A 24,911-nucleotide genomic window follows, 5' to 3' on the forward strand; every position below is an offset into this window, starting at 1 on the left:
ATCCGCCCCGGCAGCCGCCCGCCTCTTCACTTCAGCGACTCGTGCGCGCGCCGCGGCTTGCCATGCACCACAACGTGATCATCGTGGCCTAAGAAATGTTGCGTCACTCCCGTGCGCGGCACTACGGATCCGCCACTATGGTCCAAAGCCGCGGACATCTGGGGGGATGCACATGGGGTGTTCACGTGATCGAATGCTGGCTGCCGTCGTGGCCGCCGTCGTGACCGCTGCGCTTCTCGTCGCGTGCTCACCAGCGGAGGCCAGTGGCACGGGCAGCGTCGACGTCCGCGCCGGTCAAGACGCGACCGTCACGGCAGGCTCCGACGGCGAGCTGGTGGTCGAAGTACCGGGGTCCTCGATCAAGGGTGAGGGGACGCTCGTCGCCAAGCCCACCGAAGGTGCCCAGGGCGTCGAGGGGTGGAGCGTCGAGCTGGCTGGCGGCGCCGAGCTCATCGGGCCGGCCACCCTCCGCTTCAAGCACGCCTTCGAAGACGGCGAGCCGCTGCCGCTGGTGGCATCGACCTCCGATGGTGAGACCTACGAAGCGGCGGAGGACGTCGTCGCGGATGACGCAGGCATCGTCGTCACGACGACGCACTTCTCGAACTGGTTCACCATGTGGTGGGACGACCTGATGGAGAAGGCGCGCGCCGGCCTCGATTTCATCTATCAGGATGCGGGCAAGCCGCCCACCTGTGACGGCGAAGACGCGGTGCGGACTGCGGGCTACGAAATCTCATCCGACAGCGGCGATCGGGTGTACTGGTGCCTCGGGCAAGGCTCGAGCGGCGGGGCGGGGTTGACGGTTGTGAACGGACGCGGCTACACGGTGGCCGCTGAGCACACCCCAGGGCTCGCTGTGACCGACGCGGGTGCAACGGACCTGCTCGGCATGCTGAGCAACCTGATCAAGGAGACGCCTTCACTCCCCCAGAACACGGTGACACTCGTCGGGCCGGGCAGCACGATCCAATACAGCGTCGACGGCAGCCAGGAGATGGGTGTTCGTCTCAAGCCATCCGTGGCGGGGTACCTCGTGACCGCGGCGCAGTACGCCGTTGACACTGTGTTGGAGGTGTTGAAGTACGCCGGGAAAGCCGACATGTCCGTGGAGAAGGTGGCGGACCTTTTCGAGTGGGAGTCCTGCCTAACTGGCTTCAGCAGTATGGCGACCTCGGACATCGAAACGGCGACGCAAGCCTCCGACTACTTTTCCGACGCGGTCGGGACGACATTGGGCTGCATGGACGACGCCCTGAAAAACGCCGGGCTCGCCTTCCGGGGAACGACCGTTGCCGGCAGCCTGTCGTGGCTCATCGCGGGCGTCCGCACCGCACTGAACGGCCTCGGCGCCGCGGCCGACACGGCACTCAACCCGAATGGCTACTCGATCTACATCAGCCCGCCGGCACCAATCCTGCCGGGACTTCCGGCCGACCTCAGCGGGAAGTGGTGCACTCGAACCGGCGAGCAGGAGTGCTTCGACGCCGCCGAGACGTTGGCGAAGTACCCACAAGCGTTCGTCGACGAGTCATATCCAGACGCTTCGACTCCCGGCACAACGACCTTCGTCATCTGCCTGCAGCCGGATCTTGGTGACAGTTGCAGTGTGGCGGGCACCATGCTGCTGGAATACTTCCCAGCCGGGGTCGCTTGGGACTGCGTCGCGACGCAAGTTGAGGGAGCTGGCTGGCCCGCGTGCACCCCGGACTACACCGACGCCCACTACAGCAGCGAACCGCGCCTCGTGCACCAGTACAACCATCAGCAGGACGAGACATATCACGACGCGCCGCCGATGTACCGAACAGATCAGTAGGCGCCGACCGTTTCGTCGCGGGGCTTCCTAAAACAGAGGGTCTTGTTGAGGGGTGTCGAGCTTGCACGGAGAACCGCGTGAGCCCATCCACCACTCAACGAGAGGCTGACCTGAGGGTGACATCCCAGGGAGCCGCCAGAATGACAACGCTGTCCACAGCCGCCGTGGCGATTTCTACAACGCCCAAACTCTTGTCATCATTACGCTCACGCTTCATAGTCATGCGCAAAGATATGCAGGACCCAGAAGACAATGAGTATCGAAGCGCGCCCCTTCGAACGGCTGGCCCCTTACCGAGACGCCGCTTGGGGCTGACGTCTCGTCAGGCCGCGATTATCGGCATAGCTCTCCTTGTGCACGGCGGCGTCGGATTCGGCGTCTACTTCTTCCTCGAGCAGCAAGGCAAGCCCTCGGCTGTACGCTCCGACGACGCCGAGTCCGAGGCCAGCTCAGACGAACGCGCGTTCCACAGCGCGCAGACCGAGCTGTACCAAGTTCCGACCGCCGATTGGACAGACGACGATGTCGCAAGGGTCTACGTCGTGCTCGATTACGCAAGAGCGCAAGGCGCCCACCGTCTGGCCCTGAACTGGCTCAACGAACTCGACCTGGCCGCGAAGCAGGGTGTCGACATTGACCAGGCCGAGCATGACGGCACGTACCGTGACACGCTGCGACGGGAAGCGTCCGAGGCACTTCGGGAGGCTGAAGCCGCGCCGTCCGCAGGAGCGGCGCGGTGAAAACGGCGCTTGCCTTCTTCGTACTCGTCATTGCGGCATCCCTGATGGCGGGTGTGCTGCTGGGCAGCACCAATGCGCTAGCCCTCACCGATTCCGTGAGCACCAATAACTCACCACTTCGAAGTCAGGCGGAGGCGGAGGCGTTCGTTGACTGGATGTGTCAGGCCTCGACCTTCCCGGTCGCGATCGCTGCCTACCCGTCCAATGCCACGTTCGATAAGTCACCGACAGGCACGGGCCATCTGACGTACAACGCCAATCTGGTCTGGAGGAGCTGTGAGCGAGGTGACACCCGCGCGATGGCAATCACGGGCTACCCAACAACTGCGGACAACGGGCTCGCCACCTGCCCGGTCGCGGGGTGGTACCACGACGGAGACAACAACACGCATGACTGCGTGAAGTACACCGGATCTGACCTCGGGCGCATGCAGGGGTACGCCGAGCTCATCTGCCCATGGGGAAGTGGGGAGACGTGGCACTCACCGGGCTCGCTCAGGAGGTAGACGCGGTCACCAGCGCGAAGATTCCGCTCGAGTTCGCCTTCAACCACGCATGGCGGCGCTGGCCGGAGGCAGCCCACTCTCCGAGCATCAAGGGCCACGACCCGGCAACCTCTTATGCATCGGGCTCGAGAAGTCCGAGAGACGCTCTGGTGGCCGTGAGTTCTGCCCACGTCTGATGGTTCCGCTTCCGCGCGTCGACCTCGTCAACGACGGCGCGGACGCTGCTCGGGCCCAATAGCAGGACGGCGCTAGAACCGCGGTGGGAGCTCAATGGTCTTGACAGTCGTGATCACGCCGCGGTCACGGCGTAGTGAGCTGGCCCAGAGGTAGGCGTCGGGTCGGAGGTTGAATACCTCCGCGGCGGTGTCGGGGTCATCGGTCTTGTAGTGCGTGCGCCACAGATGAAGGCGGTGCACGAACACGGGGCCTCGTCATCGACGGCGAGCGCACGGACGTGAACGACGCACTCCACCAGTGGAATGCGCAGCGCCACCTCTCCCCGAGGCAAACGCTGCTCCCAAAACGAAGAGAGCCCCCCGCATTTCTGCGAGGGGCTCTCTTTCGGCCTCCGAGGAGGTCCCTTTGTCCAAAGGTTGGAACATCCTCAATATGGTCGGGCTGACAGGATTTGAACCTGCGACCCCTTGACCCCCAGTCAAGTGCGCTACCAAGCTGCGCCACAGCCCGATGCCGACCGATTCCTCGGAAGGCAACTCGACCATCATAGCGGCATCCGGAGGCGTGCTCGTGCACGCGCGGGCCCCCGCTGCGCACGAGGCCGAGCCGGGAACCGCCCAGCCGATGCATCGCCGGGACATACCCCGCGCATAGGGTTCGGGCATAGGCTCGGCACGACCCATGCATTCGATCGTCGAATGCCCGCGCCCGCGCGGACCGATCCCCGGAGGACACCTTGCCTGACGCCACCCCTCGCCGCCTCGCCCTGAACATCCCGCTCATCGTGCTGTGGGTCGCCTCGATTGCGGTCGGCGCGATCGGCTACTGGCAGCTCCGCGCGGGCAACGCGGGCCAGGCCGACTTCTACAACACCGGCGGATCCGACTACCTCACCTACCTCGACCTGCAGACGCAGTCCACGATCGGCGGCATGCTGCTCATCGCCGGCATCGTCGGCGTGCTCGTCGCTCTGGCAGTGCACGCGCGCAACCGCCACGCCTCGGTCGTGGCGCGCGAGGCCCTCGCCGCCGCAGCGCCGGTCGCGCTCGTCGAGGTCGACGAGTTCGACGAGTACGACGACGCCGACGACACGGATGCCGCAGCGGATCTTCCGGCGCGTGACGGGGCCGCTGCCGCCACCGTGCCCGCCGCGGCATCCGCCGAGACCACGAGCGACGAGGCTGCCGAGGCCGCTGAGGCATCCGCCGCCGTCACGGCGACCGAGACGCCCGGAACCGACACCGAGCCCGCCGCGGCCGAGACCGACGAGTCCGCGGCATCCGGCACCGACCACCCGAAGGCCTGACCCGAGGACGCGACCCGGAGACGCTCAGAGGTACCGTCGCACCTCGTCCATGAACGCCTTCGGGTCGTCGACCCAGATGCGCACGGCCGAGATCTCCTGTTCGCCGCCCTTGGGCGGCAGACCCGGCAGGCGCACGACGGTCGGCCGTTCGAGCTCGATCTCGATGATCGTCTCGTCCTGCATCCGGAAGGCGAGCGTACGCCCGCCGTCGGTCTCGACGATGCGCGGCGACTTCGGCTCGTCGACACGCTTCAGGCGCGCGACCGACGCGATGTCGTCCCACGCGAGCGGGACGTCGACCTCGAGGCCCTGCCGGACCCGGATGCCCTCCGGCCCGACGGTGTGCGGCCGCATGAGGTAGGCGCAGAGCAGGCCGAACATCCAGGTGACGCCCCAGATCCCGAGGATGAGGAACCCGATGCGCACGGCCGGCCACCGGTGCACGATGAGGTCGACGATCGGGATCTCGACCGCCGACAGCACGATGAAGATGACCAGCACGGTCAGCACGGGCTTGTGGTACCCGAATCCCGCAGCCCCGCGCGGGATGGCCGGCCGGCGCAAGATGAACCGCCCGATGTTCGCGTAGATGCTGAGCTCGACGAGGAGCGCGCGCTTCAGGAACGACCCGGTGCGCAGCCAGGCGGATGCCGCGGCGCGGCGTTCGGTCGCGACGCTCATGCCCCGGCCGCCTCACGCGCGGCCCGCGCGGCGACGTCGGACTCGACCAGCTCCCGCAGGCGTGCCGCGATCGCGTCGACGCCGCGCTCGAGGGCCGGCCGATCGGCGGGGTCGACGGCGCCAAGCAGCTCGGCGGTGAGCTCGGCGTGCTCGCCCTGCATCTCCCGCATGCGTCGACGGGCCTGGGCGGTCAGCGACACGATCGTGGCTCGACGATCCGTCGGATGGGGCGATCGGGCGACGTGACCCCCGGCCTCGAGCGCGTCGACGAGGCCGGTGATGTTGCGTGCGCTCACCTCGAGGCGCGTCGCGAGGGCCTGCTGCGTCATCGGGCCCGCGTGCGACAGCTCCCAGAGCACGCGCACCCGGGCCGGCGTGAGCGACGTGCCCTCGAACGCCCGCGCCATGTCCTGCTGGAACAGTTCGCCGATCTCGATCAGCCGATCGAGCACGGTCGGCACGGGCGCGCCTGCGGCGGTTCGGTCGGCGCGTTCGCTGGTCATATCGTGATGCTACTACATCGTTACCTCACTTCACGAATTGGCCCGACCGCGCCGACTCGACGGATGTCGCACGCCCGGGTTACGGTGACGACATGCAGCACGCCACGACCGACGACCCCCGCACCGGCGAGCTTCGCGTCGTGCCCGCGCAGGATGCGCCGTTCGCCGACGTCGAGGCCGTCTTCGGCACGAAGGGCGACCCGGCCCACTGCTGGTGCCAGTGGTACAAGATCCCCGGCAGCAACTGGCGCTCCGTGGGCGACGAGGCCCTGCGCGGCCGGCTCGAGGCGCAGCTCGCGACCTCCGACTCCGGTCCCGGGCTGCTCGCCTACGACGGCGACAGGCCGGTCGGCTGGTGCGCGGTCGAGCCGCGAGGCAACCTCGTGCGACTCCCCCACAGCCGCATCGTCGCGGGCGGCACGCCCGACCCCGACTTCGGCGATCCCGGCGTCTGGGCGGTCTCGTGCTTCGTCGTGCCCCGGGCGTTCCGCAGGCGCGGCGTGGGCGGCGTCCTCGCCGAGGCGGCGGTCGCCTACGCCCGCGATCACGGCGCCCGGGTGCTCGAGGCCTACGCCGTCGACCCGACCGTGCGAGAGAAGATCCCGGCCGCCGAGCTGTTCCACGGCACCGTCGGCATGTTCGAGCGCGCGGGCTTCACCGAGGTCGCGCGGCCCAAGCCCGACCGGGCGATCATGCAGCTCCGGCTGCGCGACTGACCCCGGGTCCGCGAGCGCTGACGGCCGGTCGCGGCCCGCAGCGACCGGCCGTCAGCGCGACGACCACTCCTTCGCGGCGTGCTCGAGGTCGTGCACGACCTTCGTCAGGTGGTCGAGCCGGTCGGCGGCCCGCAGGTCGGCCGCCTCGGCGAGCCGCTCGTACGCGTCCATCGGCTCGCCGTCGTGCGCAGCGTGCGCTCCGGCGCGTCGCACGTGCTCGGCGAACAGCACCTCGTCGCGGTGGTCCCCGAGCACGTCGTGCACGGCCTCCCCCGCCTCCGCGAGGGCATTCGCGCGATCGCCGAAGAGTGCTACGGGCTCCTCGACGACAGCCTCGGCCGCGTAGCGCAGGCGCCGGCCCGCCTTGCGCGCGTCGTGCAGCCGGTCGGTGGCGGATGCCGCATCGACGCGCCGGGCACGGCGGACCGCGCGCTTCGCCTCCCGTCCGAGCAGGCGCCCGAGCTCGTCTCGAGCAGGCTCGTCGGCCAGCGGCGTGCGGGCGGGATCCTCGAGGAACGCGGCGAGCACCTCGCGTCGGGCGGCCGCCCGCGGCATCCGCTGCCGTTCGACGAGGCGGGCGTGGGCGAGGCGATGGGCCACGACCTCGTCGTCGACGAGTCGTGCGCGCATCGACGCGATGTCGTCGGAGTCGAGCCCCCACTCGTCGATGGCCAGCTGCAGCGCCTCTTCGGCGACCTGCACGCGCACCTCGATGTCGCGCACCGTGCCCAGCTCATGGCCGAGCTCCCGGAACGAGCGGCGCACCGCCTGCACCACCCCCGCGTCGAAGAGCGGGGCGTAGGCGGCGAGCACGCTGCGCAGGCGCCGCACGTGCGTGCGCAGCTGGTGCACCGCGTCGGGCTCGTCGTCGAGCGCCGCCGGTTCGAGCTCCTCGAGCCGAGCTCCGATCGCGCGCACCGCGGCGAGCACCGTCTCGCCGGCGTCCATCCAGGCGAGCTCCGACGCCTGCGACGCAGCCCCGCCCGCGTCCTCGCGCTCGTCCTCGGCGTCGCCCATGTCGCAATCGTAGGCACGGGCGTCGCGAACCGTCAGTCGACCCCGCCGACGGAGACGCGCTTGATGCGTGCGGTGTGCCCGCGGAGGATCACCACGTCGCCGCGGCGCACCCCGAAGTGGGCGGCGAGTGCGCGGATGACACCCTCGTTCGCCGCTCCGTCGACAGCGCGCTCGCGCACGTGCACGGTGAGCGAGGCGCCGGGGTCCTCGGGCGTCTCATCCACGAACGGGCCGCGACGGCTGCCTGGCTTCACGCGGACGGTGATCTCCATGGGTCTCCTCCGTGGTGCGATCGCCCCGCCTGCGGAATCCCCGTGGCCTGCGGTGATGCTACCGCTGGCGACGCTCGCGCACGCGCATGTTCAGCACGATCGGCGAGCCCTCGAAGCCGTAGATCTCGCGCAGGCGCCGCTGGATGAACCGGCGGTAGCCCGGGTCGAGGAATCCGGTCGTGAAGAGCACGAACGTCGGCGGGCGGGTCGCCGCCTGCGTGCCGAACAGGATGCGGGGCTGCTTGCCGCCGCGAACGGGGTGCGGATGCTCCTGCGTGAGCTCGGTGAGGAAGGCGTTGAACTTGCCCGTTGGGATGCGGGTGTCCCACGAATCGAGCGCGAGCTCGAGGGCGGGCACGAGCTTCTCGAGATGGCGCCCGGTCTTCGCCGAGATGTTCACGCGCGGCGCCCACGCCACGTGGTGCAGGTCCTGCTCGATCTCGCGCTCGAGGTAGCGGCGACGGTCGTCGTCGAGCAGGTCCCACTTGTTGTAGGCGAGCACGAGCGCCCGGCCCGACTCGAGCACGAGGTCGATGATGCGCACGTCCTGCTCGGAGATCGGCTGCGAGACGTCGAGCAGCACGACCGCGACCTCCGCCTTCTCGAGCGCGGCCTGGGTGCGCAGCGACGCGTAGAAGTCGGCGCCCTGCTGCAGGTGCACGCGACGACGGATGCCGGCGGTGTCCACGAACCGCCAGATTCGGCCGCCGAGCTCGATCTGCTCGTCGACGGGGTCGCGGGTCGTGCCGGCGAGCTCGTTGACGACCACGCGCTCCTCGCCCGCGGCCTTGTTGAGCAGGCTCGACTTGCCCACGTTCGGACGGCCGAGGATCGCGACCCGGCGGGGCCCGCCGAACTCCTCCTTCGCCACCGCCGAGACCTGCGGCAGCACCTTGAAGACCTCGTCGAGCAGGTCGGCCACGCCGCGCCCATGGAGCGCCGAGACGGGGTACGGCTCGCCGAGTCCCAGGTTCCAGAGCGCGGCGGCCTCTGGCTCCTGGCGCGCGTCGTCGACCTTGTTCCCCACGAGGAAGACGGGCTTCTTCGTCTTGCGGAGCAGCCGCACGACATGCTCGTCGGTCGCGGTGGCGCCGACCATGGCGTCGACGACGAACAGCACGACGTCGGACAGGTCGATCGCGACCTCCGCCTGCGCCGCGACCGAGGCGTCGATGCCGCGGGCGTCGGGCTCCCACCCGCCGGTGTCGACGAGCGTGAACCGCCGGTCGAGCCACTCGCCCTTGTACGAGACGCGGTCGCGCGTGACGCCCGGCGTGTCCTCGACGACGGCCTCGCGGCGGCCGAGGATGCGGTTCACGAGGGCGGACTTGCCGACGTTGGGGCGGCCCACGATCGCGATGACGGGGAGCGCCGGGAGGTAGCGGATGCCCTCCTCGCCCTCCTCCGAGATCTCGAGCACCTCGAGGTCGTCCTCGTCGAGCTCGTAGTCGGAGAGGCCCGACCGCAGGGCAGCGGCGCGCTGCTCGGCGAGGTCCTCGTCGACGTCGGCGAGCCGCTCGGCGAGGTCGTCGTCGGCGACGGACTCGTCGTCGTACTCGTCGCGCTGGTCGGTCATGGTGCCTCCTCGGAAGTCTGGATGCGCCGGGCTCCGGCCCGTCGCGGCGCTAGCGCACCGCCTCGGGCTGCGCGGCCCGGATCACGCCGATCACGGCCTCGACCGTCTGGTCGAAGTCGAGCTCGGTCGAGTCGACGGTCGTCACGCCGTCGGCGGCGGTCATGAAGTCGACCACCTTGGCGTCGGCTTCGTCGCGCCGGCGCAGCTGCTCCCCCGTGTACTCGGCCGGAACGTCGACGAGCTCGGCGGAACGCCTCGCAATTCTAACCTCCTCCGACGCGGTGAGCAGGATCCGCACGGGTGCATCGGGCGCGACGACCGTCGTGATGTCGCGTCCCTCGACGACGATGCCCGGATGCCGCTCGTCGGCCATGATGCCGCGGAACAGCTCGATGAGGTGCGTGCGCACCTCGGGCACCTTGGCGACCCGGCTCACGATCGCCGAGATATGGGGCTCGCGGATCGCGGTCGTCACGTCGACCTCGCCGACGTGCACCGCGTAGCCGGCCGGGTCGGTGCCGATGCGGTAGGCGAAGCTCGGCAGGCTCGAGACGACGGATGCCGCGTCGTCGGTGTCGATCCCGGATGCCTCGGCGTGCCAGGCGAGCGCACGGTACGCGGCGCCCGTGTCGAGGAAGCCGTAGCCCAGCTGGCGGGCGACCTCCTTGGACACGCTCGACTTGCCGCTGCCGGCTGGCCCGTCGACGGCCACGACGAGGGGAATGACGGGGGTGTGGGTCACGTTCATCCTGCGATCCGCCAGCCGCGCTCGGCCAGCTCGTTGGTGAGTCGGTCGGCCGCCTCGGGGAGCACGGCGATCTCGGCGAGGCCGACCTGCCGCCCGGGCGAGTGCTCGAGCCGGAGGTCCTCGAGGTTGACGCCGATCTCGCCGATCTCGGCGAGCAGGCGCGCGAGCTGCCCCGGGCGGTCGTCGACCATCACGACGATGGTCGTGAAGCGCTTGTCGGTGCCGTGCTTGCCGGGCAGGCGTTCGACCCCGGTGTTGCCGCCGGTCAACTCCTCCGCCACGCGGCGTCGGGCCCCGGGCGCGGCCGGATCGTCGAGCGCGTCGATGAAGCGGTCGAGGTCCTCGCGGTAGGCGAGGAGGATGTCGCGCACGGGCGCGGCGTTCGCGCCGAGGATCTGCACCCACAGGTCGGGGTCGCTCGCCGCGATGCGGGTGACGTCGCGGACACCCTGGCCGGCGAGACCGAGGGCGGCGTGCGGCGCCTCGATGAACCGCCGGGCCATGATGCTCGAGACCACTTGCGGCACGTGCGAGATGAGTGCGACGCCGCGGTCGTGCTCGTCGGGCGTCATCTCCACGAGGGTCGCGCCGAGGTCGAGGATGAGGTCGTCGATCGCGCTCGCGCGCCGGTAGCTGATCTCGTCGTGCGCGGCGACCACCCATGGCCGGCCGGCGAAGAGGTCGGCGCGCGCCGCGAGGGGTCCGCCGCGCTCCCGGCCTGCGAGCGGGTGCGAGCCGATGTACCGCGAGACGTCGGCGCCGGCTTCGACGAGCTCGTCGAGGATGCCGGCCTTCACGCTCGCGACATCCGTCACGATCGCCTCGGGGAACGCCGCCAGTTCGGCGGCGACGACCGAGGCCGTGACGTCGGGCGGCACCGCGACCACGATGAGCTGCGGGGCGTCCTCGGGCTGCGCCCGCCGGCCGGCGCCGAGGTCGACCGCGATGGCGACGTGCGTGGGCGATGCGTCGGCGAGGATGACGTCGATGCCGCGGGCGCGCAGGCCGAGCGCCACGCTCGTGCCGAGCAGGCCGGCGCCGACGACGCGCACGGGCCCGACCAGGCGTGATTCGACCACGTCAGCGCTTCCCCTTCCGGCCGGCGTCCGCCGCACGGGAGAGGGTGAGGAGCTGGCCGAGTTCCACCTTAGTCAACTCGCGCATGGCGCCCGATCGCAGGGTGCCGAGGTTGAGCGGCCCGAAGCTGCGCCGCACGAGGTCGACCACCGGATGCCCCACCGCGTCGAGCATGCGACGAACGATGCGGTTCCGCCCGGAGTGCAGCGTGAGCTCCACCATGCTGTGGCGCGCGTCGCCCTGCGCCTGCAGGATCCGCGCACGATCGGCGTGGATGGGGCCGTCGTCGAGCTCGATGCCCGTCTTCAACCGCTGCAGCGTCGCCGGCGTCACGCGGCCGCGCACCTTCGCGATGTACGTCTTCTCGACCCCGAACGACGGGTGCGCGAGCACGTGCGCGAGCTCGCCGTCGTTCGTGAGCAGCAGCAGCCCGCTCGTCTCGGCGTCGAGCCGGCCGACGTTGTAGACGCGCTCGTCGAGGTCCTTCGTGAATCGCGTGAGGTCTGGCCGACCCTGCTCGTCGCGCATCGAGGAGACCACGCCGCGCGGCTTGTTGAGCATGTAGTAGCGCTTCGCGGTGTCGAGCTGCACTGCGACGCCGTCGACCGACACGAGATCGGTCGCCGGGTCGATGCGCGAGCCGAGCTCGGTCACGACGCGGCCGTTCACCTCGACGCGGCCCTCGACGATGAGCTGCTCCGACACCCGGCGGCTCGCGACGCCGGCGGCGGCGAGCACCTTCTGCAGGCGCTGACCTTCCCCGGCCGGCAGGTGTGCCCCGCCCTCGACGCCGTCGCCCCGGTCGCCCGGATCCCGGTCAGTCACGATCGAACCCCTCCTGGCCGTCGTCGAGCAGCGGCGAGATGTGCGGCAGCTCGTCGAGCGAGTTGATGCCGAGGTTGGTGAGCAGCAGGTCGGTCGTGCCGTAGAGGATCGCCCCGGTCTCGGCATCCGTCGCGACCTCGGTGATGAGCCCGCGGCCGAGCAGCGTGCGCACGACCGAGTCGACGTTCACCGCACGGATCGACGCGATCGACGACCGCGAGATCGGCTGCTTGTAGGCGATGACCGAGAGCGTCTCGAGCGCCGCCTGCGACAGCCGCGTCGACGCCTGCGTCAGCACGAAGTCGGCCACGAGCGCGTCGTACTCCTCGCGGACGTAGAAGCGCCAGCCGCCGCCGACCTCCCGCAGCTCGAAGCCGCGACGGATGCCGCGCGCGGCATGCTCCTCGTCGGCCACGTCGGTGCGCGGCTCCCCCGACGGTCCGTCGCCGTCGTAGTCCGCCCGCAGGCGCGCGATCGACGCGCGGATCTCAGCCACCGGACGTGCGACGGCCGCGGCCAGCGTCACGACGCTGAGCGGCTCGTCGGCGATGAACAGGATCGCCTCGAGCGCGCGGTCGAGGTCGAGGCGCGGCTGTCCGGGCACGTCGAGCGGCGTCACGATCGACAGCTCGGGGCCGTTCGTCGCGGCTTCCGTCATGCCGGCGGCATCCGTGTCATTCGTCATAGTCTGCCCCCAGGCTCTCGAGGTTGGCGTCGTCCCACGACTCGGCCGCCCAGTGCAGCGTGAGCTCGCCGAGGGGCTCGACCTGGTCGAAGCCGATCGCGGAGTGGCGGTAGAGCTCGAGCACGGCGAGGAAGCGGGCGACGATCACGCCCGGCTGGCCGATGCCGGCGATGAGCTCGCGGAAGGTCACGGCGTCGCCGCGCCGCAGCACCGCGACGACGTGGGCGGCCTGCTCGCGGATCGACACGAGCGGCGCGTGCAGGTGATCGAGCCCCACGGTGGGGAGCTCGCGCGGCGTGAGGGCGAGGGTCGCGAGTGCCGCGAAGTCCTCGAGCGTGAGCGTCCACCGCAGCTCGGGCTCGCGCTGCCGGAACCGCTCCTCGAGCCGCACGGTGCGGGCGTGGCGCCGCGACTCCGCCTCGAGGTGCCCGGCGAACCAGCGCGACGCCTCCTTGAAGGCGCGGTATTGCAGCAGGCGCGCGAAGAGCAGGTCGCGGGCCTCGAGCAGCGCCACGTCCTCGGCGTCGACGAGCTCGCCCTGCGGCAGCAGGCCGGCCACCTTGAGGTCGAGCAGCGTCGCGGCGACGACGAGGAACTCCGAGGCGCGGTCGAGCTCCTCCTCGGAGTCGAGGCCGCGCAGGTACGAGATGAACTCGTCGGTCACGGCCGACAGCGACACCTCGGTGATGTCGAGCTCGTGCTTCGCGATGAGCGAGAGCAGCAGGTCGAAGGGTCCCTCGAAGTTCGAGAGCGCCACCCGGAAGCCGCGGTCGGATGCCTCGCTGTCGGATGCCGCGCCCACGGGCGCGCCCCCGTCATCGACCACGGTGTCCTCCGCCGGCGCCGTCGCGCCGGTCACGCGCTCCCCCGAAGCCGGCTCGGCCTCAGGCGACCGCGCCACGGAACACCAGCTCCCTCGCGAGCTGCCGGTACGCCCGCGACGCCTGGTGGTCGGGGGCGAACTCGGTGATCGGGGTCGCGGCGACGGTCGCGTCGGGGAACTTCACCGTGCGCGTGATGACGGTCTCGAGCACCTTGTCGCCGAACGCGTCGACGACCCGCTCGAGCACCTCGCGCGAGTGGAGGGTGCGCGCGTCGTACATGGTCGCGAGGATGCCGTCGAGCTCGATCGCGGGGTTGAGCCGGTCGCGCACCTTGTCGATCGTCTCGATGAGCAGCGCGACGCCGCGCAGCGCGAAGTACTCGCACTCGAGCGGGATGACCACGCCGTGGCTCGCGGTGAGCGCGTTCACGGTGAGCAGGCCGAGCGACGGCTGGCAGTCGATGAGGATGACGTCGTAGTCGGGAGCGACACGGCGCAGCACGCTCGCGAGGATCTGCTCGCGGGCGACCTCGGTGACGAGGTGCACCTCGGCGGCCGACAGGTCGATGTTCGCCGGGATCACGTCGAGGCCGTCGAGGCCCGTGTGCTGGATCGCGTCGGCGGGATCGATGCCGCGCGAGAGCAGCAGGTCGTAGATCGTGGGCACGTCGTGCGTCTGCACGCCGAGGCCCGCAGAGAGGGCGCCCTGCGGGTCGAAGTCGACGGCGAGCACGCGGCGACCGTACTCGGCGAGCGTCGCGCCGAGGTTGATCGTGGTCGTGGTCTTGCCCACGCCGCCCTTCTGGTTGCAGAGCGCGATGATGCGGGCGGGCCCGTGCGAGCGCAGCCGCTTCGGCTCGGGGAAGTCGCGAAGGGGACGCCCGGTCGGACCGACCTCCGGCTCCAGCGAAAGGACTCCGTCCGCCGGGTCGTGCGTCTGGTGGGTCACGTCTGGTCTCTCTCCTGCGTCCTGCGAGCCGGCTCCGGTCCGAGCGCTTGGTCGATTCTAGCGAGCACGAGGGTGGGCAGCCGTGTACATCTCCCGGAGTGTATCGGCTGTGACCAGCGTGTAGATCTGGGTCGTCGCGACCGACGAGTGGCCGAGCAGCTCCTGCACCACGCGCACGTCGGCGCCGCCCTCGAGCAGGTGCGTCGCGAACGAGTGACGCAGGGTGTGCGGTGAGACGGATGCCCCGAGCCCCGCGTGCTCGGCCGCGCGGTGGATGACGTCCCATGCCGCCTGTCGCGACATCCGTCGACCGCGGAGCCCGAGGAACAGCGCGGGCGTCGCCGGGCCCCGCGCCGACAGCGTCGGACGCGCCCGCACGAGGTACGCGTCGACCGCACGACGCGCGTACGAGCCGAGCGGCACGACGCGCTGCTTGCCGCCCTTGCCGAAGAGTCGCACGACCTCGTCGTCCACGAGGTCGTCGACGTTGAGCGACACGGCCTCGGAGACGCGCGCGCCCGTCGCGTAGAGCAGCTCGAGCAGGGCGGCGTCGCGCAGCTGGTGCAGCTCCTCGCCGCCGGCGGCGGCGATGAGCGCCTCGACATCCTCGACGGGGATGGCCTTGGGCAGCCGCATCGGCAGCTTCGGCGGGCGCAGCTCCTTCGAGGCATCCGTGGCGATGGCGCCCTCGTCGGCGAGGAATCGATGCACGCCCCGCACGGCTGAGAGCACGCGCGCGACGGACGACGTGGCGAGGGGCGGCTGCCGCTCCGCGCCGAGGAAGCGCACGAAGTCCGCGAGGTCCTGCTCGGTCACCGCGCCGGGGCCGTCGAAGCCGTGCGCCGCGAGCCAGTCCGCGTAGATCGCCAGGTCGCGACGGTAGGACGTGACGGTGTTCCGGGCGAGGCCGCGCTCCACCGCGAGGTGCCGGAGGTACCCGGCGGTCCACGCGGCATCCGTCATCGGGGCGCGGGCTCCTCTCGCGGGGTGGAGCGTCCGGGCCAGGCGGCGTCGGCCGGGGCGAGCCCGGCCCACCCGCGGGCGCGCGAGGCCTGTGCGGCGAGCACGCCGATCACGAGCGACGGGTTCTGCACGCGACGCTCGAGCACGGCGTCGACGCACGCGTCGAGGTCGAGCCAGCGCGTCTCCATGTGCGCCTCCTCCTCCTCGCGAGCGAAGGGCTCGTGCGTCGGCGCGAGGCCGCGGGCGAGGTAGATGCGGATCGCCTCGTCGCTGCCGCCGGGCGACGTGAAGAAGTCGGTGAGCACCGCCCAATCGGATGCCGCGAGGTCCCCCTCCTCGGCCAGCTCGCGCTTGGCCGCGGCGAGCGGGTCCTCGCCGGGCACGTCGAGCAGGCCCGCGGGGATCTCCCAGTCGCGCGCGCGGATGGGATGCCGGTACTGGCAGATCAGGAACACGCGATCGTCGTCGTCGAGCGCCAGCACGGCGACCGCACCGGGGTGGTCGACGTATTCGCGCACGATCGTGCCGTCGCCGAGCTCCACGACGTCGCGTCGGAGGTCCCAGACGCGACCCTCGTAGACCTGCTCGCTCGAGTGCACCGGCTGCGCGGCCGGCTCGTCGGCGATCGGCGGGAGGTCGGCCGGCCGGTGGTCGGTCGACGAGAGGTCAGCCATTGGCGACGTCGAACAGCAGGCTCGCCTGCTGCCGCTCGAGGGCCGCGCCCACGAGCCCACGGAACAGCGGGTGCGCGTCGTTCGGGCGGCTGCGGAGCTCGGGGTGCGCCTGCGTGCCCACGTAGAACGGGTGCACGTCGCGCGGAAGCTCGACGAACTCGACGAGGTTGCGGTCGGGCGACAGGCCCGAGAACACGAGCCCGGCGTCGGCGATGCGGTCGCGGTAGCCGTTGTTCACCTCGTAGCGGTGGCGGTGCCGCTCGCTCACGTCGGTGCTGCCGTAGAGGTCGGCCGCGATCGAGTTGTCGGCGAGCCTGGCCGGATAGAGGCCGAGGCGCATGGTGCCGCCGAGGTCGCCGCCCGCGATGATCTCGACCTGCTCCTCCATCGTGGCGATGACCGGGAACTCGGTGTCGGGGTCGAACTCGCTCGACGACGCGCCGTGCAGGCCGACGACGTTGCGCGAGTACTCGATGACCATGCACTGCAGGCCGAGGCAGAGCCCGAGGGCGGGGATGCCGTTCTCGCGGGCGAAGCGGAGCGCGCCGAGCTTGCCCTCGATGCCGCGCACGCCGAACCCGCCGGGCACGCAGATGCCGTCGAGGTGCGCGAGGTGCTTCTGCGCGCCCTCGGGCGTGCGGCACTCGTCGGACGGGATCCACTCGATGTTGACCTTGGTGTCGTTCGCGAACCCGCCGGCGCGCAGCGCCTCGGTGACCGAGAGGTAGGCGTCGGGCAGGTCGATGTACTTGCCGACGAGGCCGATGGTGACCTCGTGCTTCGGGTCGTGCACGACCTCGAGCAGTTCGCGCCACCCCGACCAGTCGACGTCATCGGCCTTGCCGTCGAGGCCGAGCGACTCGATGATGTAGGCGTCCAGGCCCTGGTCGTGCAGCATCGTGGGGATGTCGTAGATCGACGGCACGTCGACCGCGTTCACGACCGCGGCCTCGTCGACGTCGCACATGAGCGCGATCTTGCGCTTGTTCGCGTCGGTCACCGGGCGGTCGCTGCGGAGCACGAGCGCGTCGGGCTGGATGCCGATGGAGCGGAGCGCGGCGACCGAGTGCTGCGTGGGCTTGGTCTTCTGCTCCCCCGACGCGCCCATGAACGGCACGAGCGAGACGTGCACGAAGAACACGTTCTTGCGGCCGAGCTCGTGGCGCACCTGGCGCGCGGACTCGATGAACGGCTGCGACTCGATGTCACCGACCGTGCCGCCGATCTCGGTGATGATCACGTCGGGCTTGGGCGTCTCGGTGGACTGCAGCCGCATGCGGCGCTTGATCTCGTCGGTGATGTGCGGGATGACCTGCACGGTATCGCCGAGGTACTCGCCGCGCCGCTCCTTGGCGATCACGGTCGAGTAGATCTGGCCGGTCGTCACGTTCGCGGCCTGGCTCAGGTTGATGTCGAGGAACCGCTCGTAGTGCCCGATGTCGAGGTCGGTCTCGGCGCCGTCGTCGGTCACGAAGACCTCGCCGTGCTGGAACGGGTTCATCGTGCCCGGGTCCACGTTGAGGTACGGGTCGAGCTTCTGCATGACCACCCTGAGGCCCCTGGCCGTCAGGAGGTTGCCGAGACTCGCCGCCGTGAGTCCCTTGCCCAACGAAGAAACGACACCACCAGTCACGAAGATGTGCTTGGTCGTGCCGTTCGAATTGTCTCTGCCGCGATCATCCACCACGGGCTTGTAGTCTAACCCACGATCCTGACCGTCTGCGCCGACATGCCCCACGCGGTCCCCCTTTCCTTCTGCGGCGTCCCCGTCCGCTCTCGTCCGCCACCTCCGCCTGCGCGTTCGCAGGCTCCGTCAGGCCGCCTGATCGGCGGCGATCTCCAGCAGCTCGCGCGCGTGCGCGAGCCCGCTCTCGGAGTCGCTGAGACCCGAGAGCAACCGCGCCATCTCGGCCTCGCGTTCGGCACCGGCGAGCTGACGAACGCTGGACGACGTGACCTGCCCGTCGGTGCCCTTCACGACGCTGAGGTGGTTCGTGGCGAACGCCGCGACCTGCGCGAGGTGCGTGACGACGATGACCTGCGACCGCTCGGCGAGCCGGGCGAGCCGGCGGCCGATCTCGATGGCCGCCGCGCCGCCGACGCCCGCGTCGACCTCGTCGAAGACGAACGTGGGCACGGGATCGCTGCCGGCGATGACGACCTCGATCGCGAGCATCACCCGCGAGAGCTCGCCGCCCGAGGCGCCACGCGACACCGGCCGCGGCTCCGTGCCCGGATGCGGCTGCAGCAGGATCGCGACCTGGTCGCGACCGTGCGCCGTGGGCTCGTGCTCGGCGTCGACGTCGACGGTGAGCCGCGCGTCGGGCATCGCGAGCGCGCCGAGCTCGGCCGTGACCGCGTCGGCGAGGCGGGCCGCGGCCTCGGTGCGCAGCTCGGTGAGGCGGCCGGCGAGTCGGTCGACCTCGGCCGTGTGCCGGTCGACGGATGCCGCGAGCTCCTCGATGCGCTCGTCGTCGCCGTCGAGCTCGACCAGCCGCAGCCCGCCGCCGCGGCGGAACTCGAGCACGTCGTCGAGCGTGCCGCCGTGCCGGCGCACGAGCGCGGCGAGCAATGCGCGTCGCTCCTGCACGACCTCGAGCTCGCGCCCGCTGTCGGCGTCGAGGCCGTCGAGGTAGCCCGAGAGCTCGGTCGACGCGTCGGCGAGCAGGAAGCCCGCGGTCTGCAGCGCCTCGGCGATGGGCGCGAGCGCCGCGTCGTGCTCGACGACGCGTTCGAGATGGCGGCGGGCGCTGTCGACGAGCCCGATCGCGTCGGGCGCACCGTCGACGAGGTCTTCGGCGGAGACGAGGCCGCGGGCCTGAGCGGCGGCGAGCCGCAGCTCCTCGAGGTTCGAGAGGCGGTCGGCGCGTTCGGCGAGCTCGACGTCTTCGCCGGGCTGCGGGTCGGCGGCCTCGACCTCGTCGAGCGCTTCGCGCAGTTCTTCGGCCTCGCGGGCGCGGGTGTCGTGCGCCTCGCGCAGCCGCTCGAGCTCGGCCGAGTCGGCGCGCCACGCCGAGAACGCCTCGCGGTACTCGGCGGCGGCCTGCTGCAGGGGCGCACCCGCGAACCGGTCGAGCGCCTCGCGCTGGGCGACCGCTGAGCGGAGCCGCTGCTGGTCGGCCTGGCCGTGCACCACGACGAGCTCGTCGCCGAGCTCGCCGAGCACGCCCACTGGCGCGCTGCGGCCGCCCACGACGGCGCGGCTTCGACCCTCGGACGAGACGGAGCGTCCGAGCAGCAGCTCGCCGCCCTCGACGTCGCCGCCGGTCTCGCTGACGCGCTCGGCGATCGCGCCGTCGTCGGCCACGAGCCAGCGACCCTCGACCCACGCCTGCTTCGCACCGGACCGCACCGCCCCGGCATCCGCCCGAGCGCCGAGCAGCAGGCCGAGCGCGGTGACCACCATGGTCTTGCCGGCGCCGGTCTCACCCGTGACCGCGGTGAATCCCGCACCGAGAGGCAGCGTGGCCTCGGCGATGACGCCGAGGTCGCGGATGCCGAGCTCTTCGATCATGCGCCGCCCTCACTCACGGCCGACCGGCCCTCGCCAGCCCGTGACGGGCAGTTGGAACTTGTTGACGAGCCGGTCGGTGAAGGGCGCCTCGTGCAGGCGTGCGAGCCGCACGGGCACCGACGACTTGCGCACGATCACGCGCGCGCCCGGCGGGAGGTCGAACGTGCGACGGCCGTCGCACCAGATCACGGCCGCGGCTTCGGTGCGCTGCAGGATCTCGACGGCGAGCGACGAGTCGGCGCCCACCACGAGCGGCCGGGCGAACAGGGCGTGCGCGCTGAGCGGCACGAGCAGCAGGGCCTCGAGGCTCGGCCAGACGACCGGGCCGCCGGCCGAGAATGAGTACGCCGTGGAGCCCGTGGGCGTCGACATGACGATGCCGTCGCAGCCGAACGACGAGAGCGGGCGGCGGTCGACCTCGACCACGACCTCGAGCATGCGCTCGCGCTCGGCCTTCTCGACGGTGGCCTCGTTGAGCGCCCAGCTCTCGTAGACGACCTCGTCGCCGATCTTCGCGCGCACCGAGAGCGTCATGCGCTCCTCGACGGCGTAGTCGCGCGCGAGCGCGCGGGCGACGGTGTAGCCGAGGTCGTCGCGCTCGCTCTCTGCGAGGAAGCCGACGTGGCCGAGGTTGACGCCGAGCAGCGGGATCGGGTGGTCGCGCATGAGCTCGGCCGCGCGCAGGATCGTGCCGTCGCCGCCCAGGACGATGACGAGCTCGATGCGTGCCGGGTCGACCTCCTCGAACCGCTTGACGGCGCCGTCGAGCTCGGGAACGAACGCGTGCACGTCGTCCCAGTGCTCGGCGGCGATGACGGGGACCGCGCCGGACGCGAGCAGCTGCGTGCACACCTCGCCGGTCGCCTCGAGGGCGTTCTGCCGGCCGGTGTGGGAGACCACCAGGAAGTGCCGTGCGTCGTTCACGCGTTCGCGCCTCCCGTCAGTTGGTCCACCCGCCGCATCCATTCTGTCGGATTCACCCCGCGGGTCGCGCTGAGGTGCGCGAGGTATTCGTGGTTGCCGTGGCTTCCTGCGATTGGGGAGGACAGGACGCCGGCGGTGCCGAGGCCCAGGTCGAACGCCGCCCAGAGCACGTTCGCGACGGCCTCCGAGCGCAGCGCCGCGTCGCGCACCACGCCCTCGCGCACGCCGCCGCGGCCCACCTCGAACTGCGGCTTCACGAGCAGCACGAAGTCCGCGTCATCCGTCGCCGTCGTGCGCAGGGCCGGCAGCGCGGTCGTGAGCGAGATGAACGAGAGGTCGGCGGTCACGAGCGACGGTGGCTCGTCGACGCCGGTGAGGCTCGCGAGCGTCGGCCGATCGAGCGTGCGCACGTTGCATCCCTCGACGAGCACGAGCCCCGGCGCGCCGTGCAGCTCCCGGGCGAGCTGGCCATGGCCGACGTCGACGGCGAGCACCGTGCGCGCGCCGCGCTCGAGCAGCACCTGCGTGAATCCGCCGGTCGACGCGCCGGCGTCGAGCACGACCCGGCCCATGGGGTCGACCCCGAACCCGTCGAGCGCCGCGATGAGCTTGTGCGCGGCCCGGCTGACGTAGTGATCGGATGCCGCGACGACGATCTCGCTCGCGTCGCCCACCTTCACCGACGGCTTCACGACGGCCTTGCCATCGACCGTGACGACACCCGCAGCGATGAGCGTCGCGGCGTGCGTGCGGGACCGGGCGAGCCCGCGTGCGGCGAGGGCCGCGTCGAGTCGCTGCTCGGTCATCGCCCGTTCGTGCCGCGAGCCGGGTCGGACTCCTCGAGCTGCGCGCGGAGCTGCTCGGCGAGTTGCAGGTAGCCGGGCGCGCGTTCGGCGAGCGGCTGCGACTCGAGCTCGTCGAGGGCTGTCCGCAGCTCATCGGATGCCGCGCCGGCGCGCTCGTCGCCCGCGTTCGGCCCCGCGGCATCCGTCGACGCCGCCGCTCGATCGGGCGCGTCCACCGCCTCGGGACCGCGGGTGTCGTCGTCAGTGCTCACCCGACCAACGCTACCCCGACCCGCCGACCGGACGTGGCGTGGCTCGGCTCGGCGCCCCGACTGCTCAGCTGTACAGGCTCGCCGGCACGTCGAGCGCGTGGATCTTGGTGCCCGACTGCCAGATGGCCGCGCAGGCGGCGCGCAGCAGGTCGAGCCCGCCATCGCCGTCGGACACGATCACGACGCGGCGTCCGTCGACGCGCACGCGCGCCTTCCCGACGCGCACTGCGCCGTCGCGCGCGGTCTCGACGACCGGATACGGCTCGTGCAGTCCGCGCAGGTCGTCGAGGATGAAGTCGGGGCGGCTCGCGGCGTCCGCGGCGAGCACCTGCTTCGCACGGTCGATGCCCGTGAGTACGACGGCGCTGGCCATGCCCGCCCGATTCGCACCGAGGATGTCGGTGTCGAGCCGGTCGCCGACGACGAGCGGGCGCTCGACGCCGAAGCGGCGCTTCGCCTCCTCGAAGATCGGCGTCTCGGGCTTGCCGGCGACCACTGGGAACCGCCCGACCGCGGTGTGCACCGCGGACACGAGCGTGCCGTTGCCGGGCGCGATGCCGCGCGCGACCGGGATCGTCCAGTCCATGTTCGTCGCGATCCACGGGATGCCGGCCTCGGTCGAGTCGGGCCCGCCGTGCGCGTTGAGCGCGAACGAGGCCTCGGCGAGCTCGCGCCATCCGACCTCGGGCGCGAAGCCCTGCACGACGGCAGCCGGGCCCTCGTCGGCCGACCGCGTGACCCGGTACCCGCGCTTCTCGAGCTCGGTCACGATGCCCTCGCCGCCGACGACGAACACCAGGGCGCCGGGCTCGACGCGCTCCTCGAGGAGCCGCATCGCGGCCTGCGGCGACGTCACGACGTCGCCGGGCACCACGTCGAGGCCGAGCTCGGCCAGGTGCTGGGCCACCGAGGCGTCGCTGCGCGACGCATTGTTCGTGATGTAGCCGACGGCGCGTTCCCGCTTCGTGCGGTTCAGGCTCTCGACGGCGTGCGGGATCGAGCCCGCCCCCGCGTACACGACCCCGTCGAGGTCCGCGAACACCGCGTCGATCCCCTCGAGCGGCGTCGTCGCCTCAGTCCTCGCTCGGAACAGGCCCACGGGCGCCGTCCTCGTCGGTGTCGGCGGCCGCGTCCGCGACCTCCGCGTCGCCGGTCTCGAGGGTCTCACCGCGCTCGAGCGCCTCGCCCTCCGCGAGCACCGCGGCGACGTCCTCCTCGAGCACCGCTCCGAAGTCCTCGGGCAGGTCGTCACGGGTCGCGTCGTCCGAGCCGGATGCCGCGTCGCCGGCGTCGGCGGCATCGGATGCCTCTTGCGACTCGTCGCTCGCCGCGACGTCGCTCGCCACGGACTCGCCCGCCCCCGGCTCGCTCTCCGTCGTCTCGTCGACCTCGTCCGCCTCGCCGTCGAGCTCCACCTCGAAGATCTCGACGAGCTCGGACTCCGTCGGCGGGTTCAGCACCTCGTCGGCGCGGTCGGCGCGGGCACGCCAGGCGGCAGCCTCGGGGCCGCGGCCGAGCTCCTCGAGCACCTCGGCGTACGCCGAGAAGAGCGCGGGGCTGTACGAGAACGCGCGATCGGGGTCGAGCTGCGGGATCTCGAGCTCCGCGAGGGCGAGCTCGGGCTGCTCGAGATCGAGACGCGCGCCCGACATGGCGATCGCGAGCCCGACCTGCACGGCGGCGGGCAGCTCGGCGCGGTCGACCGAGCGGCCGACCTCGAGCGCGCGGTCGGGACGTCCGACGCCCCGCTCGCTGTCCACCATGAGCGGGAGCTGGTCGTTGCTCCCCGAGATCCGGCGGTAGGTGCGCAGCTCGCGCAGCGCGAGCGCGAAGTCGCCCGTCGCATACGCCGTGATCGCGAGCGTCTCGCGCACGACCGCGATGCGGCCACCGCGACGGGCGGCCGAGAGCGCGTGCTGGTGGGCGAGCTCGGGGTCGCTGTCGAGGTACTCGGATGCCGCGACCATGTGCCGCGCGACCCAGTCGGCGTTGTCCTTGCTCAGCGTCTTCAGCTCCGCGCGAGCGCCCTTGTCGAGCTGCCGGGCCTCGATGCGGTCGGGCAGCATCGGGTCGTCGTGACGCGGACGGACCGCGCGATCGGCGGCACCGTGCGTCTCGCGCGGGACGTCGTGATGACCGCCGCGCGTGTCGGGGCGGCCTCCACGTCGATCGTCGGTACGACGGCCGGCGCCGGATCGCTCGCCGTACGGGCGCTTCTGATCCCGGTCGCCATAGGAACGCTTCTGGTCGCGGTCGCCGTACGGGCGCTTCTGATCCCGGTCGCCGTAGGAACGCTTCTGGTCGCGGTCGCCGTACGGACGCTTCGCGTCGCGGTCGCCGTAGGAACGCTTCTGGTCGCGGTCGCCGTACGGACGCTTCGCGTCGCGGTCGCCGTAGGAACGCTTCTGGTCGCGGTCGCCGTAGGGACGCTTCTGGTCGCGATCACCATACGGACGCTTCTGGTCGCGATCACCATGGGGACGCTTCTGGTCGCGGTCGCCGTACGGACGCTTCGCGTCGCGATCACCATAGGGACGTTTCTGATCCCGGTCACCGTACGGACGCTTCGCGTCCCGATCACCATAGGAGCGCTTCTGATCCCGGTCACCGTAGGAACGCTTCTGATCCCGGTCACCGTACGAGCGCTTCCCGTCCCGGTCGCCGGCCGGCTTGCCGCCACGATCGCCGTACGGGCGACGTTCTCCGTTGCGCTGCGAGCCTCCGCGAGTGCCCTGGCCCGACCGGGCGCTCGAGGACCCGCGGTCGCTCCGTTGCGTCCGCTCACCGCCCCGATCGTTCCGTGCGGGACGCTCCTGGTCCCCAGAGTCCTGCCTCGAATCGCTCACGATTGTCCTGTCGCGTGTGGAGTCCTCATCGGGACTCAACCGTACTCCGGCCTGCGCTGCGGCGGCCCGTTAACGAGAAATGGCCACCCGTCCTCGGGTGGCCACTCCTCAATGAATGTCCGGCGGTGTCCTACTCTCCCACAGGGTCGCCCCTGCAGTACCATCGGCGCTGCGAGTCTTAGCTTCCGGGTTCGGAATGTGTCCGGGCGTTTCCCTCGCGCTATGGCCGCCGAAACTCTGGTACCAGCACCACCCGACGTGTGGGGGTGTGGTGGTCTCGGTTACCGATCACGACCCCTGATGGGGTTGTGATGGGTGTGTCTGTGTTGTGTTGTGTTGGGTTTCCGTCTGTTGGGAACCACAGAGTGGACGCGAGCAATCCTGTTCCACGCACCACCGCCTTACAAACGTGGTGTGTGTAGTGATTGTCAAGTTATCGGCTTATTAGTACCGGTCAGCTGCACAAGTCGTTAGTCCTTGCTTCCACATCCGGCCTATCAACCCAGTCGTCTG

Annotated in this window: 26 protein-coding genes, 1 tRNA gene and 1 rRNA gene; 5 read left to right on the forward strand and 23 right to left on the reverse strand. The window is 71.0% G+C overall.

Translation table 11 applies throughout. From position 1 onward, the window contains the following. Positions 1 to 193 precede the first annotated feature (193 nt). From FYC51_RS18900 to FYC51_RS18910, 3 genes are all read left to right on the forward strand, one after another. Positions 194 to 1,819 carry a hypothetical protein gene (locus FYC51_RS18900; RefSeq protein ID WP_148735295.1) on the forward strand — a complete coding sequence of 542 codons (1,626 nt, stop codon included), beginning with the start codon at positions 194 to 196 and terminating at the stop codon, positions 1,817 to 1,819. A 305-nt stretch (positions 1,820 to 2,124) separates the two neighbouring features. Beyond that, positions 2,125 to 2,559: a hypothetical protein gene (locus tag FYC51_RS18905; RefSeq protein WP_148735296.1), complete on the forward strand. Its 435-nt coding sequence runs from the start codon at positions 2,125 to 2,127 to the stop codon at positions 2,557 to 2,559. Next, on the forward strand, positions 2,556 to 3,065 hold the full coding sequence (locus FYC51_RS18910; RefSeq protein WP_148735297.1) for a hypothetical protein: 510 nt from the start codon (positions 2,556 to 2,558) through the stop codon (positions 3,063 to 3,065). The genes FYC51_RS18905 and FYC51_RS18910 overlap by 4 nt, the downstream gene beginning before the upstream one ends. A gap of 248 nt (positions 3,066 to 3,313) precedes the next feature. Here FYC51_RS18910 and FYC51_RS19385 read toward each other — a convergent pair whose 3' ends face one another. Then, the gene (locus FYC51_RS19385) at positions 3,314 to 3,487 is read right to left on the reverse strand and encodes a hypothetical protein (RefSeq protein WP_187432733.1); all 174 of its coding nucleotides are present in this window, start codon (positions 3,485 to 3,487) and stop codon (positions 3,314 to 3,316) included. A 188-nt stretch (positions 3,488 to 3,675) separates the two neighbouring features. Continuing rightward, positions 3,676 to 3,752, reverse strand: a tRNA-Pro gene (locus tag FYC51_RS18915). A 226-nt stretch (positions 3,753 to 3,978) separates the two neighbouring features. Between FYC51_RS18915 and FYC51_RS18920 the strand changes: the two genes are divergently transcribed. Further along, positions 3,979 to 4,548: a hypothetical protein gene (locus FYC51_RS18920; protein ID WP_148735298.1), complete on the forward strand. Its 570-nt coding sequence runs from the start codon at positions 3,979 to 3,981 to the stop codon at positions 4,546 to 4,548. 24 nt (positions 4,549 to 4,572) lie between these two features. Here FYC51_RS18920 and FYC51_RS18925 read toward each other — a convergent pair whose 3' ends face one another. After that, positions 4,573 to 5,229 (reverse strand): hypothetical protein, encoded by a 657-nt coding sequence (locus FYC51_RS18925; protein WP_238476460.1) that lies wholly within the window; start codon positions 5,227 to 5,229, stop codon positions 4,573 to 4,575. After that, positions 5,226 to 5,732, reverse strand: coding sequence for a MarR family winged helix-turn-helix transcriptional regulator (locus tag FYC51_RS18930; RefSeq protein WP_238476461.1), 507 nt, complete (start codon positions 5,730 to 5,732; stop codon positions 5,226 to 5,228). Before FYC51_RS18930 ends, FYC51_RS18925 begins: the two co-directional genes overlap by 4 nt. 92 nt (positions 5,733 to 5,824) lie before the next feature. Here FYC51_RS18930 and FYC51_RS18935 point away from each other — a divergent pair, with 92 nt between their 5' ends. Then, on the forward strand, positions 5,825 to 6,448 hold the full coding sequence (locus FYC51_RS18935; protein WP_148735299.1) for a GNAT family N-acetyltransferase: 624 nt from the start codon (positions 5,825 to 5,827) through the stop codon (positions 6,446 to 6,448). Positions 6,449 to 6,499: 51 nt separating this feature from the next. On the opposite strand, the gene FYC51_RS18940 is transcribed toward FYC51_RS18935, so the two are convergent. The 19 genes from FYC51_RS18940 to rrf all read right to left on the reverse strand — a co-directional run bounded on the left by FYC51_RS18940 (position 6,500) and on the right by rrf (position 24,632). After that, positions 6,500 to 7,465 carry a CHAD domain-containing protein gene (locus tag FYC51_RS18940; RefSeq protein ID WP_148735300.1) on the reverse strand — a complete coding sequence of 322 codons (966 nt, stop codon included), beginning with the start codon at positions 7,463 to 7,465 and terminating at the stop codon, positions 6,500 to 6,502. Between the two features lie 32 nt (positions 7,466 to 7,497). After that, entirely contained in the window at positions 7,498 to 7,737 is a 240-nt protein-coding gene (locus FYC51_RS18945; protein WP_148735301.1) for a DUF167 domain-containing protein, read from the reverse strand. A gap of 58 nt (positions 7,738 to 7,795) precedes the next feature. Next, a complete protein-coding gene (gene der, locus FYC51_RS18950; protein ID WP_148735302.1) occupies positions 7,796 to 9,313 on the reverse strand; it encodes a ribosome biogenesis GTPase Der in 1,518 nt (505 codons plus the stop codon). Positions 9,314 to 9,362: 49 nt separating this feature from the next. Further along, entirely contained in the window at positions 9,363 to 10,061 is a 699-nt protein-coding gene (cmk, locus tag FYC51_RS18955; RefSeq protein WP_187432734.1) for a (d)CMP kinase, read from the reverse strand. After that, entirely contained in the window at positions 10,058 to 11,140 is a 1,083-nt protein-coding gene (locus FYC51_RS18960; RefSeq protein ID WP_238476463.1) for a prephenate dehydrogenase, read from the reverse strand. The genes cmk and FYC51_RS18960 overlap by 4 nt, the downstream gene beginning before the upstream one ends. Before the next feature lies 1 nt (position 11,141). After that, positions 11,142 to 11,966, reverse strand: a complete 825-nt coding sequence (locus tag FYC51_RS18965; RefSeq protein ID WP_420797263.1) for a pseudouridine synthase — start codon at positions 11,964 to 11,966, stop codon at positions 11,142 to 11,144. Next, positions 11,956 to 12,621: an SMC-Scp complex subunit ScpB gene (gene scpB / locus FYC51_RS18970; protein WP_420797264.1), complete on the reverse strand. Its 666-nt coding sequence runs from the start codon at positions 12,619 to 12,621 to the stop codon at positions 11,956 to 11,958. The genes FYC51_RS18965 and scpB overlap by 11 nt, the downstream gene beginning before the upstream one ends. Positions 12,622 to 12,637: 16 nt before the next feature. Further along, positions 12,638 to 13,474: a segregation and condensation protein A gene (locus FYC51_RS18975; protein ID WP_148735410.1), complete on the reverse strand. Its 837-nt coding sequence runs from the start codon at positions 13,472 to 13,474 to the stop codon at positions 12,638 to 12,640. Between the two features lie 58 nt (positions 13,475 to 13,532). Beyond that, positions 13,533 to 14,420 carry a ParA family protein gene (locus FYC51_RS18980; protein ID WP_148735304.1) on the reverse strand — a complete coding sequence of 296 codons (888 nt, stop codon included), beginning with the start codon at positions 14,418 to 14,420 and terminating at the stop codon, positions 13,533 to 13,535. 57 nt (positions 14,421 to 14,477) lie between these two features. Further along, a complete protein-coding gene (gene xerD / locus FYC51_RS18985; protein ID WP_148735305.1) occupies positions 14,478 to 15,383 on the reverse strand; it encodes a site-specific tyrosine recombinase XerD in 906 nt (301 codons plus the stop codon). Then, complete coding sequence (locus tag FYC51_RS18990; RefSeq protein ID WP_148735306.1) at positions 15,380 to 16,057, reverse strand: NUDIX domain-containing protein; 678 nt, start codon at positions 16,055 to 16,057, stop codon at positions 15,380 to 15,382. Before FYC51_RS18990 ends, xerD begins: the two co-directional genes overlap by 4 nt. Continuing rightward, positions 16,050 to 17,744, reverse strand: coding sequence for a CTP synthase (locus FYC51_RS18995; protein WP_420797258.1), 1,695 nt, complete (start codon positions 17,742 to 17,744; stop codon positions 16,050 to 16,052). The genes FYC51_RS18990 and FYC51_RS18995 overlap by 8 nt, the downstream gene beginning before the upstream one ends. Before the next feature lie 126 nt (positions 17,745 to 17,870). Further along, entirely contained in the window at positions 17,871 to 19,571 is a 1,701-nt protein-coding gene (gene recN / locus FYC51_RS19000; protein ID WP_148735307.1) for a DNA repair protein RecN, read from the reverse strand. A 9-nt stretch (positions 19,572 to 19,580) separates the two neighbouring features. Continuing rightward, a complete protein-coding gene (locus FYC51_RS19005) occupies positions 19,581 to 20,537 on the reverse strand; it encodes an NAD kinase (RefSeq protein ID WP_148735308.1) in 957 nt (318 codons plus the stop codon). Next, complete coding sequence (locus FYC51_RS19010; protein WP_148735309.1) at positions 20,492 to 21,301, reverse strand: TlyA family RNA methyltransferase; 810 nt, start codon at positions 21,299 to 21,301, stop codon at positions 20,492 to 20,494. Before FYC51_RS19010 ends, FYC51_RS19005 begins: the two co-directional genes overlap by 46 nt. Beyond that, entirely contained in the window at positions 21,298 to 21,552 is a 255-nt protein-coding gene (locus tag FYC51_RS19015; RefSeq protein WP_148735310.1) for a hypothetical protein, read from the reverse strand. The genes FYC51_RS19010 and FYC51_RS19015 overlap by 4 nt, the downstream gene beginning before the upstream one ends. A 64-nt stretch (positions 21,553 to 21,616) precedes the next feature. After that, positions 21,617 to 22,651 carry an HAD-IIA family hydrolase gene (locus FYC51_RS19020; RefSeq protein ID WP_148735311.1) on the reverse strand — a complete coding sequence of 345 codons (1,035 nt, stop codon included), beginning with the start codon at positions 22,649 to 22,651 and terminating at the stop codon, positions 21,617 to 21,619. Further along, the gene (locus FYC51_RS19025) at positions 22,626 to 24,398 is read right to left on the reverse strand and encodes a primosomal protein (protein ID WP_148735312.1); all 1,773 of its coding nucleotides are present in this window, start codon (positions 24,396 to 24,398) and stop codon (positions 22,626 to 22,628) included. The genes FYC51_RS19020 and FYC51_RS19025 overlap by 26 nt, the downstream gene beginning before the upstream one ends. Positions 24,399 to 24,515: 117 nt before the next feature. After that, positions 24,516 to 24,632, reverse strand: a 5S ribosomal RNA gene (rrf, locus tag FYC51_RS19030). Positions 24,633 to 24,911 lie beyond the last annotated feature (279 nt).

Origin of the sequence: Agromyces mariniharenae, from assembly GCF_008122505.1 — a bacterium.
Taxonomy (GTDB): Bacteria; Actinomycetota; Actinomycetes; order Actinomycetales; family Microbacteriaceae; genus Agromyces; species Agromyces mariniharenae.

Excerpts from the sequence above, each read along its gene's own strand:
- FYC51_RS18900 (WP_148735295.1), top strand. The coding sequence starts at position 194 with ATGCTGGCTGCCGTCGTGGCCGCCGTCGTGACCGCTGCGCTTCTCGTC.
- FYC51_RS18925 (WP_238476460.1), bottom strand. The coding sequence starts at position 5,229 with ATGAGCGTCGCGACCGAACGCCGCGCCGCGGCATCCGCCTGGCTGCGC.
- FYC51_RS18930 (WP_238476461.1), bottom strand. The coding sequence starts at position 5,732 with ATGACCAGCGAACGCGCCGACCGAACCGCCGCAGGCGCGCCCGTGCCG.
- FYC51_RS18935 (WP_148735299.1), top strand. The coding sequence starts at position 5,825 with ATGCAGCACGCCACGACCGACGACCCCCGCACCGGCGAGCTTCGCGTC.
- FYC51_RS18940 (WP_148735300.1), bottom strand. The coding sequence starts at position 7,465 with ATGGGCGACGCCGAGGACGAGCGCGAGGACGCGGGCGGGGCTGCGTCG.
- FYC51_RS18945 (WP_148735301.1), bottom strand. The coding sequence starts at position 7,737 with ATGGAGATCACCGTCCGCGTGAAGCCAGGCAGCCGTCGCGGCCCGTTC.
- der (WP_148735302.1), bottom strand. The coding sequence starts at position 9,313 with ATGACCGACCAGCGCGACGAGTACGACGACGAGTCCGTCGCCGACGAC.
- cmk (WP_187432734.1), bottom strand. The coding sequence starts at position 10,061 with ATGAACGTGACCCACACCCCCGTCATTCCCCTCGTCGTGGCCGTCGAC.
- scpB (WP_420797264.1), bottom strand. The coding sequence starts at position 12,621 with ATGACGGAAGCCGCGACGAACGGCCCCGAGCTGTCGATCGTGACGCCG.
- xerD (WP_148735305.1), bottom strand. The coding sequence starts at position 15,383 with ATGACGGATGCCGCGTGGACCGCCGGGTACCTCCGGCACCTCGCGGTG.
- FYC51_RS18990 (WP_148735306.1), bottom strand. The coding sequence starts at position 16,057 with ATGGCTGACCTCTCGTCGACCGACCACCGGCCGGCCGACCTCCCGCCG.
- recN (WP_148735307.1), bottom strand. The coding sequence starts at position 19,571 with ATGATCGAAGAGCTCGGCATCCGCGACCTCGGCGTCATCGCCGAGGCC.
- FYC51_RS19005 (WP_148735308.1), bottom strand. The coding sequence starts at position 20,537 with ATGGATGCGGCGGGTGGACCAACTGACGGGAGGCGCGAACGCGTGAAC.
- FYC51_RS19010 (WP_148735309.1), bottom strand. The coding sequence starts at position 21,301 with ATGACCGAGCAGCGACTCGACGCGGCCCTCGCCGCACGCGGGCTCGCC.